15 protein-coding genes are annotated in these 13,950 nt (G+C 66.5%); 7 read left to right on the forward strand and 8 right to left on the reverse strand.

Annotated elements, in window-relative coordinates:
* Positions 1–165 precede the first annotated feature (165 nt).
* The 5 genes from ABZ293_RS33935 to ABZ293_RS33955 form a co-directional block, all read right to left on the reverse strand.
* Positions 166–1,386, reverse strand: coding sequence for an RNA polymerase sigma factor (locus ABZ293_RS33935; RefSeq protein WP_355187446.1), 1,221 nt, complete (start codon positions 1,384–1,386; stop codon positions 166–168).
* 1 nt (position 1,387) lies between these two features.
* Positions 1,388–1,729 carry a YciI family protein gene (locus ABZ293_RS33940; RefSeq protein ID WP_355187448.1) on the reverse strand — a complete coding sequence of 114 codons (342 nt, stop codon included), beginning with the start codon at positions 1,727–1,729 and terminating at the stop codon, positions 1,388–1,390.
* 9 nt (positions 1,730–1,738) lie between these two features.
* The gene (locus ABZ293_RS33945; RefSeq protein WP_355187450.1) at positions 1,739–2,308 is read right to left on the reverse strand and encodes a dihydrofolate reductase family protein; all 570 of its coding nucleotides are present in this window, start codon (positions 2,306–2,308) and stop codon (positions 1,739–1,741) included.
* Positions 2,309–2,406: 98 nt separating this feature from the next.
* Positions 2,407–3,186 carry an isocitrate lyase/phosphoenolpyruvate mutase family protein gene (locus ABZ293_RS33950; RefSeq protein WP_355187452.1) on the reverse strand — a complete coding sequence of 260 codons (780 nt, stop codon included), beginning with the start codon at positions 3,184–3,186 and terminating at the stop codon, positions 2,407–2,409.
* Positions 3,186–3,848 carry a hypothetical protein gene (locus tag ABZ293_RS33955; protein ID WP_355187454.1) on the reverse strand — a complete coding sequence of 221 codons (663 nt, stop codon included), beginning with the start codon at positions 3,846–3,848 and terminating at the stop codon, positions 3,186–3,188. The genes ABZ293_RS33950 and ABZ293_RS33955 overlap by 1 nt, the downstream gene beginning before the upstream one ends.
* Positions 3,849–3,912: 64 nt before the next feature.
* Here ABZ293_RS33955 and ABZ293_RS33960 point away from each other — a divergent pair, with 64 nt between their 5' ends.
* The 7 genes from ABZ293_RS33960 to ABZ293_RS33990 all read left to right on the forward strand — a co-directional run bounded on the left by ABZ293_RS33960 (position 3,913) and on the right by ABZ293_RS33990 (position 11,210).
* Positions 3,913–4,620: a winged helix-turn-helix domain-containing protein gene (locus ABZ293_RS33960; protein WP_355187456.1), complete on the forward strand. Its 708-nt coding sequence runs from the start codon at positions 3,913–3,915 to the stop codon at positions 4,618–4,620.
* A 414-nt stretch (positions 4,621–5,034) separates the two neighbouring features.
* Positions 5,035–6,093 (forward strand): N-acetyl-gamma-glutamyl-phosphate reductase, encoded by a 1,059-nt coding sequence (argC, locus tag ABZ293_RS33965; protein WP_355187458.1) that lies wholly within the window; start codon positions 5,035–5,037, stop codon positions 6,091–6,093.
* The gene (argJ, locus tag ABZ293_RS33970; RefSeq protein WP_355187460.1) at positions 6,090–7,307 is read left to right on the forward strand and encodes a bifunctional glutamate N-acetyltransferase/amino-acid acetyltransferase ArgJ; all 1,218 of its coding nucleotides are present in this window, start codon (positions 6,090–6,092) and stop codon (positions 7,305–7,307) included. The genes argC and argJ overlap by 4 nt, the downstream gene beginning before the upstream one ends.
* Before the next feature lie 76 nt (positions 7,308–7,383).
* Positions 7,384–8,316, forward strand: coding sequence for an acetylglutamate kinase (gene argB, locus ABZ293_RS33975; protein WP_354953032.1), 933 nt, complete (start codon positions 7,384–7,386; stop codon positions 8,314–8,316).
* The gene (locus tag ABZ293_RS33980) at positions 8,316–9,530 is read left to right on the forward strand and encodes an acetylornithine transaminase (RefSeq protein WP_355187462.1); all 1,215 of its coding nucleotides are present in this window, start codon (positions 8,316–8,318) and stop codon (positions 9,528–9,530) included. Before argB ends, ABZ293_RS33980 begins: the two co-directional genes overlap by 1 nt.
* A 77-nt stretch (positions 9,531–9,607) precedes the next feature.
* Entirely contained in the window at positions 9,608–10,573 is a 966-nt protein-coding gene (gene argF / locus ABZ293_RS33985; RefSeq protein ID WP_355187463.1) for an ornithine carbamoyltransferase, read from the forward strand.
* Positions 10,574–10,697: 124 nt separating this feature from the next.
* On the forward strand, positions 10,698–11,210 hold the full coding sequence (locus tag ABZ293_RS33990) for an arginine repressor (protein WP_354953026.1): 513 nt from the start codon (positions 10,698–10,700) through the stop codon (positions 11,208–11,210).
* Between the two features lie 415 nt (positions 11,211–11,625).
* Here the strand turns inward: ABZ293_RS33990 and ABZ293_RS33995 are convergent, their stop codons facing one another.
* From ABZ293_RS33995 to ABZ293_RS34005, 3 genes are read right to left on the reverse strand one after another with little or no spacing between them, the layout of a single operon-like run.
* Positions 11,626–12,081: a deaminase gene (locus ABZ293_RS33995; RefSeq protein WP_355187465.1), complete on the reverse strand. Its 456-nt coding sequence runs from the start codon at positions 12,079–12,081 to the stop codon at positions 11,626–11,628.
* Entirely contained in the window at positions 12,078–12,770 is a 693-nt protein-coding gene (locus ABZ293_RS34000; protein WP_355187467.1) for a dihydrofolate reductase family protein, read from the reverse strand. Before ABZ293_RS34000 ends, ABZ293_RS33995 begins: the two co-directional genes overlap by 4 nt.
* Positions 12,767–13,486 carry a hypothetical protein gene (locus tag ABZ293_RS34005; RefSeq protein ID WP_355187469.1) on the reverse strand — a complete coding sequence of 240 codons (720 nt, stop codon included), beginning with the start codon at positions 13,484–13,486 and terminating at the stop codon, positions 12,767–12,769. Before ABZ293_RS34005 ends, ABZ293_RS34000 begins: the two co-directional genes overlap by 4 nt.
* Positions 13,487–13,950 lie beyond the last annotated feature (464 nt).

The raw sequence follows: 13,950 nt of genomic DNA on the forward strand, positions 1-13,950 counted from the left end.
GCTCCCGGACACTCGGCGAACGTGTGTGCTCGGTCAATTTCCAACCCATTCCTGACGGGCACCACCCTGCACATCGACGGCGGAGGCCGCCTCGCCTGATCCGTTTCTGCGCCAAACCTTCTGGAGCACCTGCAACCCGTGAAACCGGAAGGGGCCGGAGTCGACCTAGTTCGCGGCGGCGAGGTTGTTGCGTTTGCGCTGGAGGAAGGTCTTTTCGGCGGTATTGGTGGCGTGGGTGATGGCGGTGTCGTAGGCGTGGATGGCCGCTGTGTTGCGACCGAGTCGGCGTAGGAGGTCGGCGCGGATCGCGTGGTACAGATGGTGATTCGGTAGGTCGATCTCGTCCAGTAGGGCGAGTGCGGCGGCTGGGCCGGTGAGTTCGGCGACGGCTACTGCTCGGTTCAGTGCTACCACTGGGCTCGGTGCTACCGCGGTCAATTGGTCGTAGAGGCATAGGATCTGTTGCCAGTCGGTGGATTTCGCGTCGGGGGCATCCGCGTGAACCGCGTTGATGGCTGCCTGGATCTGGTAGGGGCCGGGTTGGTTGCGGCGCAGGCATTCTCGGACGAGTGCGTGGCCTTCCGCGATGAGGGTGCGATCCCAGTGGTGACGATCTTGTTCCGGCAGCGGCACCAGCGAACCATCGGGTGCGGTGCGGGCGGGGCGACGTGATTCGGTGAGCAACATCAGTGCGAGCAGGCCGCGCACCTCCGGCTCATCGGGCATGAGCTCGATGAGTAAGCGCCCCAAGCGGATTGCCTCGGTGCACAGGTCGGTTCGCACGAGCCGATCGCCGGAGCTGGCCGTGTGCCCCTCGGTGAAAATGAGGTAGGTGACGGCGAGTACTCCGGGTAGCCGGGTGGGCAGGTCCGCATCGCGGGGAACTCGGTAGGGAATTCGCGCGTCACGGATCTTGCCCTTGGCTCGGACGAGTCGCTGGGCCATGGTCGACTCGGAAGTGAGGAAGGCGTGGGCGATTTCGGGGGTGGTCAGCCCGCCGAGCAGCCGCAGGGTGAGCGCGACCTGGGCATTGAGTGATAGTGCGGGGTGGCAGCAGGTGAAGATGAGGCGGAGCCGATCATCCTGCACCGCACCGGAATCGGACGGTTCGTCATCGGCGTGCAGGAGTGCGGCCTGGGCGTGCCGGTCATCGCGAGATGCCTCACGCCGCAAGCGATCGATGGCTCGGTTGCGTGCGGTGGTGATGATCCAACCGGGCGGGCTGGGCGGGACTCCGTCGGTCGGCCAGCGTTGTACTGCCGCGGTGAACGCGTCCTGTACCGCGTCTTCGGCGATGGTGATATCGCCGAAGACGCGGATCAGGCTGGCGACCGCGCGGCCGTAGTGTTCGGTGAACACGGCCTCGATGGTGGCGGAGGTGACCATCTCAGTGATCGGCCACCGGCCGGACCTCGACCGGCAGGGTGAGCACGGCGGCCATCTTCTTGCCCCAGTACAGCGCCTCGTCCAGATCGGCCGCCTGGATGACGGTGAATCCGCCGATGTGCTCCTTACTTTCGACGTAAGGGCCGTCTGTAACAAGGACATCGCCGTCCTTGGCCCGGAGCACGGTGGCGGTGCTCGGCGCATGCAGGCCCGCGGCGAAAACCCAGGCGCCCGCGGTACGCATCTCGTCGTTGAGCGCCGCCAGATCGCGCATGATCTCGTCGAGATTGTCCGGCGGTGGCCCTTCGCTGGGCTGATAGATGGTGAGCAGGTACTGCTTCATGGCTCCTCCTCATCCCCGCTGATAGGTGGCGATCACCACGCCGGTGGTGGTGCTGACGCTATCGACAAGCCGCAGGTCGCCGAGGTCGACCCCATCGAACAGGCGCCGACCGCCGCCGACCACGATCGGGTGGATCAGCAACAGATACTCGTCGACCAGATCGTGACGCATCAATGTTTGCATCAGATTGCCACTGCCGAGCACCACGAGATCCTGCTCCAACGCAGACACCGCGCCCACGACATCGTCGCCGAGCAGGGTGGAGTTCTGCCAGGGCAGCGGCTCGGTCCGGGTCCGGGATGCGACGAACTTCTCGGCCTTGTTCAGCACCTCGGTGAACGGATTGTCGGTCTGCTGCGGCCAAAAGCCGTAGAAGTCCTCGTACGTCCGCCGCCCGAACAGCAGCCCACCGTGATGGGTCGACATATGTGCGCCCACCGCCCTGGCCTGCACGGAATCGTGATAGCGATGCGCCCAGCCGCCGTAGCGGAACCCGTCCCGGGTGTCCTCGTCGGCCCCGCCGGGGGCCTGCATGACACCGTCCAGGGTGATGTTCTCGACCGCGGTGATCTTGCCCATGGGAGTCCTTTCAGCTGGCCGGTCCGTTACCGGCTGCACCTCCTACACGAACTGCTCCTCGCCGAATCGACATCATCGACAGAATTGCTTCGAACGAATTATTCCGAGCCCGTGATGGCCTGAATTTCGCGGTAGGTCGGGATGCCCGAAGGAATGGCCCCGCCGTCGCGTACGGCTCGCGCGATATCGACGATCCCGGCCAGCGCCGCCCGATACAGCAGCGATCCCGTGCTGATCCGCCGCACACCCAATGCCGCGAGCTCCGCGATCGACGGTCCGGCCACCGAGTACAGCATGTTGATGGGCAACGGCACCGCCGCGACGATCCGGGTGATCTCCGCCGGATCCGTCACACCGGGTACAAAGATTCCATCGGCACCGGCCTGCACGTAGGTCTCGGCACGGGCCAGCGTCGAATCCTGTTCCAGCTGTAGCCAATACGTATCGACCCGGGCGTTGACGAACAACTCGGGCACACGGGATTTGATCGCGGCGATCAACTCTGCCTGGTGCCCGGCATCGGCCAGCGCCGTATCCGCGCGCCCGTCTTCGAGATTCACCCCGGCAATGCCCAAAGCGGCAAGCTGCGTGACGTATTCGGCGACCGCCTCGGGGTCCTCGCTGAACCCACCCTCGATATCCACGGTCACCGGCACCGGCAGACGCGCGAGTCTCGTTGCCAGCGAGAGTGTTTCATCGCGCGTGACACCGGCGCCGTCGGCGAGCCCCGCCGCCACCGCGACGCCGAGACTGGTGGTGCCGATTGCCGAGAACCCCTCGGCGGCCAGCACCGCGGCCGAGCCGAAGTCCCAGGCATTGGGCAGCACCAGCGGTTCGGCACGATGGTGCAGGTCGTGGAAAGTCTTCGTCTTGTTCATCAGGACCTCTCGATGATTCCGGCGGCAATGGCGATGGCATGGTCGCGACCAGGGCATATATGCGGCCCCGCGCCGAATCCCAGGCCCGTGAGATCGACTTCGACCAACTCCTCGTCGACAACCCGTCGAGTGCGGCGCACCGGCGGATCCTCGACCATGGTGCGTGCGATGACCTCGTCCGCGCTGCCTTCGAACCGGCGCGCGTTGTCTACCAGCGCCCCCGTCGCCTGACAAGCCTGGATCAGCAGACCGATTCGAGCGGCCGCGCGCTCGTCGGCCACCCCGCCGCAGGCGGCCACCAACTCGGCGACGGCCCGGTCCGCCTCGGCGCTGTCGGGTTCATGGGGCTGGTAGTGCGCGGCGGCAATCGCGACTGTCGATACCGAGATGTCCGGAATCCCAAGGGCTTCCGCCAGCACTCGGACATGGGGAAGGTCGCCCTCGACCGTGCAGACCCGTTCGCGCAGCACCTCGGGCGACAATCGAGCCAATTCCGCGACGACCAGCGCGCGCCGCCGATCATGGTCGACCCCATCGCAGAATCGGGCGACATGGGCACGCAGCCAGCCGATGCCGACAGCTTGCGCGCTCCGCGGTACCGCGGGCATCGGTGCGCCGGTCAAAACCTCCCGCACCCGATCGGGCTCGGTGATCAGATTCATGCCGCGACGGTATCCCCCTGACGTTTCGGTGGCCGCCGAATTAACCCGGCGCGATCATGGTGTGGTGCAGACCCGAGGAGCCGAACTGGCGGGACTGGCCGCCCTGCTGGCCGATCGCACCCGCGCCGATATGTGCCTGGCCCTGGTCGACGGCCGTGCCTGGACGGCCGGGGAACTGGCGCGATATGCCGGAGTCGCGCCGTCCACCGCGACCGAGCATCTGAACCGGCTGCTCGACGGGGGTCTGCTCGTCGAGCGCCGTCAAGGCAGGCATCGGTACGTGCAGTTGGCGAGCCCGCAGGTGGCCGAGCTGTTGGAGACGATGGTCACCCACCTGGAGCCGTCACACCCCGAGCCGACGACGCTGCGCGCGTCCACCGCCGCCGCGGCCCTGGCCCGTGGCCGAACCTGCTACGACCACCTCGCGGGCCGACTCGGCGTCGCCATCACCGACGCGATGATCGAACGCGACCTGCTCGACGACGAAGGCGGCTTCGCCCTCACCGAGGCCGGGGCGGCGTGGCTCACCGGCCCGATGGGCGTCGAAGCGACGACACTGCACGCGACGCGTCGTCCGGTCGCGCGCCCCTGTCTCGACTGGACCGAACGCCGCACTCACCTCGGCGGTGCCGCCGGAGCCCAGCTGTGCCGCCGGTTGCAGGCACTGGATTGGGTGCGGCGCGTTGGATCCGGCCGTGCCGTGCGCCTCACACCGAAGGGTGAAGCCGGCCTGTTCGAGGCGCTCGGCATCGATCCCGCGTCAGTTGCTTGACGGAAGGCTGCGTTCCGCACGGACGCCTCGGCTCGGGAGCGCGCCCAACCCGTGCGCTACGTCGCGACCGGCCTGCCTGTGGTGGCCCAGATCGTGACGAGCACCGGTCTGATGGGATAGGGAGCTGGCCCAGACTCTGATCGCCACCACGCGAGTGTCTGCCCGGCTGCACGTCGGAGCGCCTGCCCTTCCCCGGCGCGGTCGCCCATGATCTCGCGCCGCATGGGTGCTGAGCTCTCTGCTCACCGTCCGCCCGGTTGGAGTGTGTGCCGAATCTCATCAACGCGATTGAAGCGACTTCATCCCGGGTATCACGGCACGGGCAGGAACCGAACGACCTGGTGACCAGGGTCCGGCCGGGCGATGCGACACCCGGTTCATGAATGGGCTTGCATAATCGTGCATAATCATCACATGGTTGATTCGTCGGGCAACCCGGTCTTGCGGGTTGCGGTGGCCGGTGCGAGTGGATACGCCGGTGGTGAGGTGCTGCGTCTGTTGCTGGGCCATCCGGCCTACCGCGACGGGCGCCTCGTCATCGGGGCGCTGACCGCCGGATCGAATGCGGGCAGCACGCTGGGGGAGCTCCAGCCGCATCTGCTGCCGCTCGCCGATCGTGTGCTCGCGCCGACCACGGTCGACGAGCTGGCCGGTCACGACATCGTCTTCCTCGGCCTGCCCCATGGGCAGTCCGCCGCCATCGCGCAGCAGCTACCGGCGTCCACGGTGATCATCGACTGCGGTGCCGACTTCCGGCTGACCGATGCGTCGGCATGGGAGAAGTACTACGGCAGTCCCTACGCGGGCAGCTGGCCGTACGGGCTGCCGGAACTGCCCGGCGGACGCGACCGGCTCCGTGGCGCGACCCGGATCGCCGTGCCCGGTTGCTATCCCACGGTCGCCAGCCTCGCGCTGGCACCGGCGATCGCGGCCGGAATCGTCGAGCCGACGGTGAATGTGGTTGCGGTGAGCGGCACTTCGGGCGCGGGCCGCAAACTCGACGTCGGCCTGCTCGGCTCAGAGGTCATGGGTTCGGCGCGGGCCTACGGCATTGCGGGCGCGCACCGGCACACCCCGGAGATTGCGCAGAATCTGAAGGCTGCGGGTGGCATCGACGTCGCCGTATCGTTCACCCCGGTGCTGGCGCCGATGCCGCGGGGCATTCTCGCGACGTGCACCGCCCCGACCAAGGCCGATGCCGAGCAGGCACGGTCGGTTTATGAAAAGGCCTACGCCGAAGAACCATTCGTGCATCTGCTGCCGGAAGGCACACTGCCGCAGACGGGTTCGGTGATCGGCTCCAATGCCGTCACCCTGCAGGTCGCGGTGGATACCGATGCCGGGCAGCTGGTGGTGATCGGCGCGATCGACAACCTCACCAAGGGCACCGCGGGCGCCGCGGTCCAATCCATGAATCTGGCGGTCGGATTCGACGAGACCGCAGGACTTTCCACCGTAGGAGTGGCACCGTGACGACGTTCGAAACCGAGACCGGCAAGCTGGTCCGGACCCAGGGCGTAACCGCGCCGCTCGGCTTCCGGGCGGCGGGCATCGCCGCGGGCATCAAGGCCAGCGGAAAACCCGATCTGGCATTGGTATTCAACGAGGGGCCGGAATATGCGGCCGCTGGCGTGTTCACCCGCAACCAGGTGAAGGCCGCACCGGTGCTGTGGTCGCAGCAGGTGCTCAGCGGCGGCCGGTTGCGCGCGGTGATCCTGAATTCCGGTGGGGCCAATGCCTGTACCGGTCCGGGCGGCTTCCAGGACACCCACCAGACCGCCGAGGAACTGGCCACGGCGCTGAGCAATTGGGGTACCGAGACCGGCGCGGGCGAAATCGCGGTCTGCTCAACCGGTTTGATCGGCGACCGACTGCCGATGGACAAGGTGATTCCGGCCGTCACCGAAATCGTGCACGAGATGGGCGGCGGCATGTCCGGCGGGCTCGATGCGGCACACGCCATCATGACCACCGATACCGTGCCCAAGGAAGCGGCGTTCCACCACCGCGACAAATGGAATGTCGGCGGTATGGCCAAGGGCGCTGGCATGCTCGCGCCCTCGCTGGCGACCATGCTCGTGGTGCTCACCACCGATGCCGCCGCAAGCGCCGAACAGTTGGATCGCGCGCTGCGCAATGCGACTCGGCTCACCTTCGACCGGCTCGACGTCGACGGCTCCTGCTCCACCAATGACACCGTGCTGCTGCTCGCCAACGGCGCCAGCGAGGTCGCGCCCGCGCAGGAGGAACTGGACGCGGCGGTACTCGCGGTGTGCGACGATCTGGCCGCACAGCTGATGGCCGATGCGGAGGGCGTGACCAAGCGGGTGCTGATCACCGTCGCCGGTGCGGCCTCCGAGGACGACGCCCTGATCGCGGCGCGCGCCGTCGCCCGCGACAGTCTGGTCAAGACCGCGCTCTTCGGCTCCGACCCCAACTGGGGGCGGGTGCTCGCCGCCGTCGGCATCGCCCCGGTCACCCTGGATCCGAACCGGATCTCGGTGTCGTTCAACGGAAATCCGGTCTGCGTCGACAGCGTCGGCGCGCCCGGTGCGCGCGCGGTCGATCTGTCCGGCGCCGATATCGAGGTGCGGATCGAACTGAATGTCGGTGACAGCACCGCCACCGTGCGGACCACCGACCTGTCGCACGGCTATGTCGAAGAGAATTCGGCCTATAGCTCATGAGCGAGCGCAGCGAGCGAACAATCAACACAGCCAGCTTCGCTGGCATGGCGGAGCTGAGCGCCAGCGAGGCGAAGCCATGACCAGCGATGCGGTGCAGGACCTTTCGGCATTGGATAAGGCGCACGTCCTCGCCGACGCGCTGCCGTGGCTGCAGAAGTTCCGCGACAAGATCGTGGTCGTCAAATACGGCGGCAATGCGATGGTCGACGCGGACCTCAAACAGGCCTTCGCCGCCGATATGGCATTCCTGCGCACCGTCGGGGTGCATCCGGTGGTGGTGCACGGCGGCGGACCGCAGATCAGCGCGATGCTGAAAAAGCTGGGTCTGCAAGGCGAATTCCGCGGCGGCTTCCGCGTCACCACACCCGAGGTGATGGATGTGGTGCGGATGGTGCTGTTCGGTCAGGTCGGCCGGGAGCTGGTCGGGCTGATCAATGCGCATGGTCCGTACGCGGTCGGCATCTCCGGTGAGGACGCGCGGCTGTTCACCGCGACCCGGCGCACCGTCGATGTCGACGGCGAGGCGACCGATATCGGTCTGGTCGGCGATGTCACCGAGGTGAATGCCGATGCGGTGCTCGACCTCATCGGCGCGGGCCGCATTCCGGTGGTCTCGACCATCGCACCGGACGCCGATGGTGTGGTGCACAACATCAATGCCGATACCGCCGCCGCCGCACTCGCCGAGGCGATCGGCGCGGAGAAGCTGGTGATATTGACCGACGTCGAGGGCCTGTACACGAACTGGCCGGACCGATCGTCGCTTACCTCGTGCATCGATACGGCCGAATTGGCCGGGTTGCTCCCGCGCCTGGATGCAGGCATGGTGCCCAAGATGGAGGCCTGCCTGCGCGCCGTGCAGGGTGGGGTGCCGACCGCGCATGTCATCGACGGTCGGGTCTCGCATTCGGTGCTGTTGGAACTGTTCACCGGAGAAGGAATCGGAACGATGGTGACGCCCGCCCCGCTCCCCATGAGCGCGGCGGACACACTGAACGGAACGAAATGATGAGCGAAACAGCAGGATTGCAAGAGCGGTGGTCTGCCGCGCTGATGAAGAACTATTCGACGCCCAAGGTCGCACTGGTGCGCGGCGCGGGCGCGGTGGTCTATGACGCGGACGGCAAGCGCTACGTCGATTTCCTCGGTGGTATCGCGGTCAATAGCCTCGGCCATGCCCATCCGGCGATTCTGGAAGCGGTCACCCAGCAGCTCGGCACGCTCGGGCACACCTCGAATATCTACGCCAACGAACCGGTCATCGAACTGGCCGAGCGGCTGCTCGCGCACTTCGGCGACGGTGAATTCGGCGACGGCCACGGCCGCGCGTTCTTCTGCAATTCCGGCACCGAGGCCAATGAGGCGGCCTTCAAGATGGCGCGGCTGACCGGGCGGCGCAAGATCATCGCGACCGATGAGGCCTTCCACGGCCGGACCATGGGCGCGCTCGCACTCACCGGGCAGCCCGCCAAGCGCACACCGTTCGAGCCGATGCCGCCCGGTGTCGTGCACGTGCCCTACGGTGATGTCGAGGCCCTCGCGGCGGTCGTGGACGAGGACACCGCGGCGGTATTCCTCGAGCCGATCATGGGAGAGAGCGGCGTTGTCGTGCCGCCCACCGACTATCTGGTGAAGGCCCGCGAGATCACCGCGCGCCACGGCGCGCTGCTGGTGCTCGACGAGGTGCAGACCGGTATCGGACGGTGCGGAAAGTTCTACGCGCACCAGGCATTCGGCATCGTTCCGGATGTGATCACCCTCGCCAAGGGACTCGGTGGCGGGCTGCCGATCGGTGCGGTGCTGGCCACCGGACCGGCCGCCGACCTGCTGACCCCGGGCCTGCACGGCACCACCTTCGGCGGCAATGCCGTCTGTGCCGCAGCGGCTTTGGCTGTCCTGCGGACCATCGATGAGACCGATCTGCTCGCGCACGTCGAATCGGTCGGCAAGCGGCTCAGCGATGGCATCGAAATGCTCGAGCATCCGCTGATCGATCATGTGCGCGGCGCCGGTCTGCTGCTCGGCATCGTGCTGAACGACGATGTCTCGGCCGAGGTGGAGAATCGGGCTCGCGAAGCGGGCTATCTGGTGAATGCGCCCAAGCCCAATATCATTCGGCTCGCGCCGCCATTGGTGCTCACCGAGACGCAGTCCGATAATTTCGTCGCCGATCTGCCCGATATCCTCGACGGGGCGATCGCCGATGCCAAGGGGGACAAATGAATACAGCATCGCGGAGCGATTCCATCAGGGGTGGCGGTCGGGTGACGGGTGGGCATACAGTATCGCGGAGCGATTCCATGAGGGGTGGCGGTCGGGTGACGGGTGGGCCTATTCGCCACTTCCTGCGCGACGATGATGTGACGCCCACCGAACAGGCCGAAATCCTCGCACTCGCAGCGGAGCTGAAGAAGGATCCGTTCGCCCACCAACCGCTGGCAGGGCCGCGCGGAGTCGGCGTGATCTTCGAGAAGAACTCCACCCGCACGCGCTTTTCCTTCGAAATGGGCATCGCTCAGCTGGGCGGGCATGCGGTGGTGGTCGACGGCCGCGACACCCAGCTCGGCCGTGAGGAGACCCTCGGCGATACCGGCAAGGTGCTCTCGCGCTACGTCGACGCGATCGTGTGGCGGACCTTCGAACAGGTGCGCCTGGACGAAATGGCCGTCACCGCAACGGTTCCGGTCGTGAACGCGCTGTCCAATGAATTCCACCCGTGCCAGGTGCTCGCCGATCTGCAGACCCTCGTCGAGCGCAAGGGCAGCCTGACCGGCCGCAACCTCGCCTATTTCGGTGACGGCGCGAACAATATGGCACATTCGCTGCTGCTCGGCGGCGTGACCGCGGGTTTGAACGTAACCATCGCCGCCCCGGCGGGTTTCGAGCCGCTGCCGTGGATTCTGGAGGCCGCGCGCAAGCGTGCCGCCGAGACCGGCGCCACCATCACGCTCACCGGCGATCCGGTCGCAGCTGCGGACGGCGCGGACGCCCTCGTTACCGACACCTGGACGTCCATGGGCCAGGAAAACGACGGCCTCGACCGCGTCGGCCCCTTCCGTCCCTTCCAGCTCAACGCCGACCTGCTGACTAGGGCCCAGCCGGATGCCGTTGTGCTGCACTGCCTTCCGGCGCACCGCGGCGAGGAGATCACCGACGACGTGATCGACGGACCGCACAGTGTGGTGTGGGACGAGGCGGAGAATCGGTTGCACGCGCAGAAGGCGCTGCTGGTGTGGTTGCTGGCCAAGCGAGGTGAGGCGCGGTGAGCGCACGCGAGCGAGCATGGGCCGCAGGGGCGACGGGCACGGTTGCTCGGCGTGACCAGCCCCGCGGCCGATCCAACGTGGCCCGCTTTGGGATCGCGGAGAGACGCAGTGGCGAGGCGTGGTCATGACCGTCCAACCCGATGCCGGAAAGTCCGCTCCCGCCATCGCCCGCACCCGCGCCGGTCGGCAGTCCCGAATCATCGAGTTGCTGACCGCGCATGCGGTCCGCAGCCAAACCGAACTGGCCGCCCTGCTCGCCGCCGAGGGCATCGAAACCACCCAGGCCACCCTCTCCCGTGACCTCGATGAACTCGGCGCCGTGAAATTGCGCGCCGCCGACGGCGGTGCGGGCGTCTACGTGGTTCCTGAAGACGGCAGTCCCGTCCGCGGCGTCACCGGCGGCACCGACCGCCTCTCCAAACTGCTCGGCGATCTCCTCGTCTCCACCGACGCCAGCGGAAATATCGCAGTGCTGCGCACCCCGCCCGGTGCCGCCCACTACCTGGCGAGTGCCCTGGACCGAGCGGCTCTGCCGTTCATCGTCGGCACCATCGCAGGCGACGACACCATCGCCGTCATTGCCCGCGAACCGCTCACCGGCGCCGAACTAGCCGCCAAAATCGAGGCACTTGCCTGAGTAGTCTCTTGATCGGCCCGTTCTGCTCCGTTGGCGTCGTCATGCCCACCCGGGGGTATCGTGATGTACACCCCATCGGTCCGCTGAGGCGAGTTCGGAAAACACTGCGGGCCAGCGTCATTCGGATCTGCTTAGCTCGCACATCCACATCGAGAACAGGATCTCGGAGCTATCCTCGAGCTGTCCACCAACCGCGATTCGTAGCATCGTCAGTGCCGGGGCAGCCCGCCCACCAACACTCCATGACATGGTGAAGGTGCTGCGAATCGTTCATCTGCCAGCGGGCGTCGGCCTACGACTGTGCGGCGAGCCTGGCCGAATCGTTCTGGCGCGGATGCTCGATGAGCTGGAGATGGCGGCCGACGGTGAGAAATACCACCGCCGTCTGAGAAACTCTGGACTAACGCCGTACCGGCTACGACAGGTCGAGATGGCGATTCATCGACATCGCAGCATCGGCCAGCTCCGGCAGTTCGATCACGCTGACGCCGTTCTCCTTCAATTTCTCGACACCGATGCAGTCCTCCACGAATGTCGACGGTTCACGCCAGGCGATCACGACTACTGGAATTCCGGCCTGCAGAATGCGATCGGTGCACGGCACCCGGGTTTTGGTGGCCCGCTCCGAGCATGGCTCCAGCGTGCTGTAGATCGTTGCGCGCTTCAGCCGCGCATCGTCTGCGTCGAGTTTGTCGAGCGCGGATTCTTCGGCGTGTACCTTCTCGTCAGTCTCGCGGGAATAGCCGGTCGAGATCTCCTCGCCGTCGGCAACGATCACGGCGCCGACTGAGAAGGCGCCTTCTACGACCGGGCACAGCTTGGCGAGCTCGATAGCCCGGTTCATCCAGTGAGTGTGGTCGAACTCGGTCACCGGTCTGTCTCCTTTGATGGTTGGTAGCGCAACAGGGCGACGTCGCCGATTTGGGTGACGTCGAGCAGATGCATCCTGCGCGTGGACCCGCCGGGGAAGGTCGCCGGGTTCGTGAACCGCGGTGCCTCGGGGTCGCCGACGAGCGTAGGCCCGATCGCGATCTGTAGTTCGTCGGCGAGCCCGGCCGACAAGAATTCGGTGTGCATATGGCTGCCGCCTTCGACCATCAGCCGCTCGACCCCACGCTTACCGAGATCGTCCAGCACGGCACCGAAATCGACTGCCGCGCCGAGTGATACGACCTCGGCGAGGTTCGCGAGCCGGGCAGTGATCTTCGCCGCGCCCTCGACGGTGGTGTATACGACGGGCCGCTGCTCGAGGGTGCCGTGGTGCCAGAACTTGGCCTCATGGTCCAGATCCCCGCTGGCGGTCACCGTGACCTTCAACGGGGTCGGCGCCCGCCCGGCCGCGACCCGTTCCGCTTGCCGCGCTTGGCTTTTCACGATCAACCGGGGATTATCACGTCGGATCGTTTCGGCGCCAACGAGAATCGCGTCGGAATCGGCGCGCACTTGGTCGACGCGATCGAAGTCCTCGGCGTTCGACAGCAACAGCCGCTCGGGCGTTGTGTCGTCGATATAGCCGTCGACGCTCACGGCGACCGACAGCAGCACAAACGGTTGGGTCACGACGTGAGGACCGCCCAGCGCTGTCCAGCGTCACGAAACGCGACAACTTCGGATTGTTTGCTGTGCGGGTCGAGCAGGTCGTTGAGTTCGTGAATGTTATGCAGGATTCGTTCTGAACCGGTGCTGACCCCGACCCGCATCGCGGCCTGCCCGAGCTGTGCGGCGGGTTCGGCATCACCGGCCTTGGCGCAGGCGACCGCTTGCCGGGCAACGTAGACGGCTTGATCGCGGGTGAACCCAGACCGCATGCCGCTGATCGCCGCACCGAACTGTTCGATCGCGCCGCGGTAGTCGCCGAGCGCGACCCGCCCGTGTGCCTGGTGGACATCGATATACGGGTGGTCGAGGAAGAATCCCCACGAGGGATCTGCGTCTGCGTCATCGGCAAGGGCGCGGGCGCGGTCGAATGCGCGTTCGCTGGCAGCCCGCTCGCCTGCGAGTGCGTAGCCGTGCCCAGTGAATGCCGCAGCGACTGCCACGAATCGTGTCCCCGGGGGTGCAGCACGTTCGGCCGCCTTGGCCAGCTCGTATGCTTCTTTCCCATCGCCTTGGTCGTTGGCGATCTGCGCTTTCCTGATCAACGTGGCGGCGATCGAGTAGTTGTCGTCGAGCTGGTGCGACCACGTCAACGCGCGGTCAGTCCAGTGCTGTGCGCGATCCCATGCGCGGGCGTCTTGGTGTAGCCAGGCAGCGAACTCGGCGTACAGAATACGCATTCGCTGCATTGCGGTGGGATCGCCGATGCCGGCGCGCCTGAGCTGGCCGATTCTGTCGATGCTCTGTTCCATGAGCGGGACGACAGATCCGGACCCGTGGAGGTTATCGCTCTCGATAAGGGCCAAGCGCAGTTTGTGGAAATGCTCGACTTGGTCGATCTGGGGTGTGTTCGCGAGCACTGCGGCGGGCAGTGCCCCGGTAGCCGCGGCTAGCGCGCCTACGCCGATTCCAGTGACTACGGTGCGACGTGGGAGTGACACGAGGACGACCTCTCCAGCGGCGGTCCGGGCGGGCACCCAGACGTGATCAGCTTCATCAGCACCCAGCGTGGCCGGTGAAAGCTGACGGAGGGTGTCATTCGCCAGCGTAACCGTTCTGGGCGGTCTGGGATCGAGTTCGTCAGGGCTATCCGGGTGACCTCGTAGTGTCCTCTCGAACCTCGCCGCAACGCATTTGGGTGCCG

The organism is Nocardia sp. NPDC005998, assembly GCF_040614395.1.
Lineage (GTDB): Bacteria > Actinomycetota > Actinomycetes > Mycobacteriales > Mycobacteriaceae > Nocardia.

Excerpts from the sequence above, each read along its gene's own strand:
- ABZ293_RS34005 (WP_355187469.1), bottom strand. The coding sequence starts at position 13,486 with ATGCGTATTCTGTACGCCGAGTTCGCTGCCTGGCTACACCAAGACGCC.
- ABZ293_RS33950 (WP_355187452.1), bottom strand. The coding sequence starts at position 3,186 with ATGAACAAGACGAAGACTTTCCACGACCTGCACCATCGTGCCGAACCG.
- ABZ293_RS33980 (WP_355187462.1), top strand. The coding sequence starts at position 8,316 with ATGAGCGAAACAGCAGGATTGCAAGAGCGGTGGTCTGCCGCGCTGATG.
- argC (WP_355187458.1), top strand. The coding sequence starts at position 5,035 with ATGGTTGATTCGTCGGGCAACCCGGTCTTGCGGGTTGCGGTGGCCGGT.
- ABZ293_RS33935 (WP_355187446.1), bottom strand. The coding sequence starts at position 1,386 with ATGGTCACCTCCGCCACCATCGAGGCCGTGTTCACCGAACACTACGGC.
- ABZ293_RS33940 (WP_355187448.1), bottom strand. The coding sequence starts at position 1,729 with ATGAAGCAGTACCTGCTCACCATCTATCAGCCCAGCGAAGGGCCACCG.
- ABZ293_RS33955 (WP_355187454.1), bottom strand. The coding sequence starts at position 3,848 with ATGAATCTGATCACCGAGCCCGATCGGGTGCGGGAGGTTTTGACCGGC.
- argB (WP_354953032.1), top strand. The coding sequence starts at position 7,384 with ATGACCAGCGATGCGGTGCAGGACCTTTCGGCATTGGATAAGGCGCAC.
- ABZ293_RS33990 (WP_354953026.1), top strand. The coding sequence starts at position 10,698 with ATGACCGTCCAACCCGATGCCGGAAAGTCCGCTCCCGCCATCGCCCGC.
- ABZ293_RS33945 (WP_355187450.1), bottom strand. The coding sequence starts at position 2,308 with ATGGGCAAGATCACCGCGGTCGAGAACATCACCCTGGACGGTGTCATG.
- argF (WP_355187463.1), top strand. The coding sequence starts at position 9,608 with ATGAGGGGTGGCGGTCGGGTGACGGGTGGGCCTATTCGCCACTTCCTG.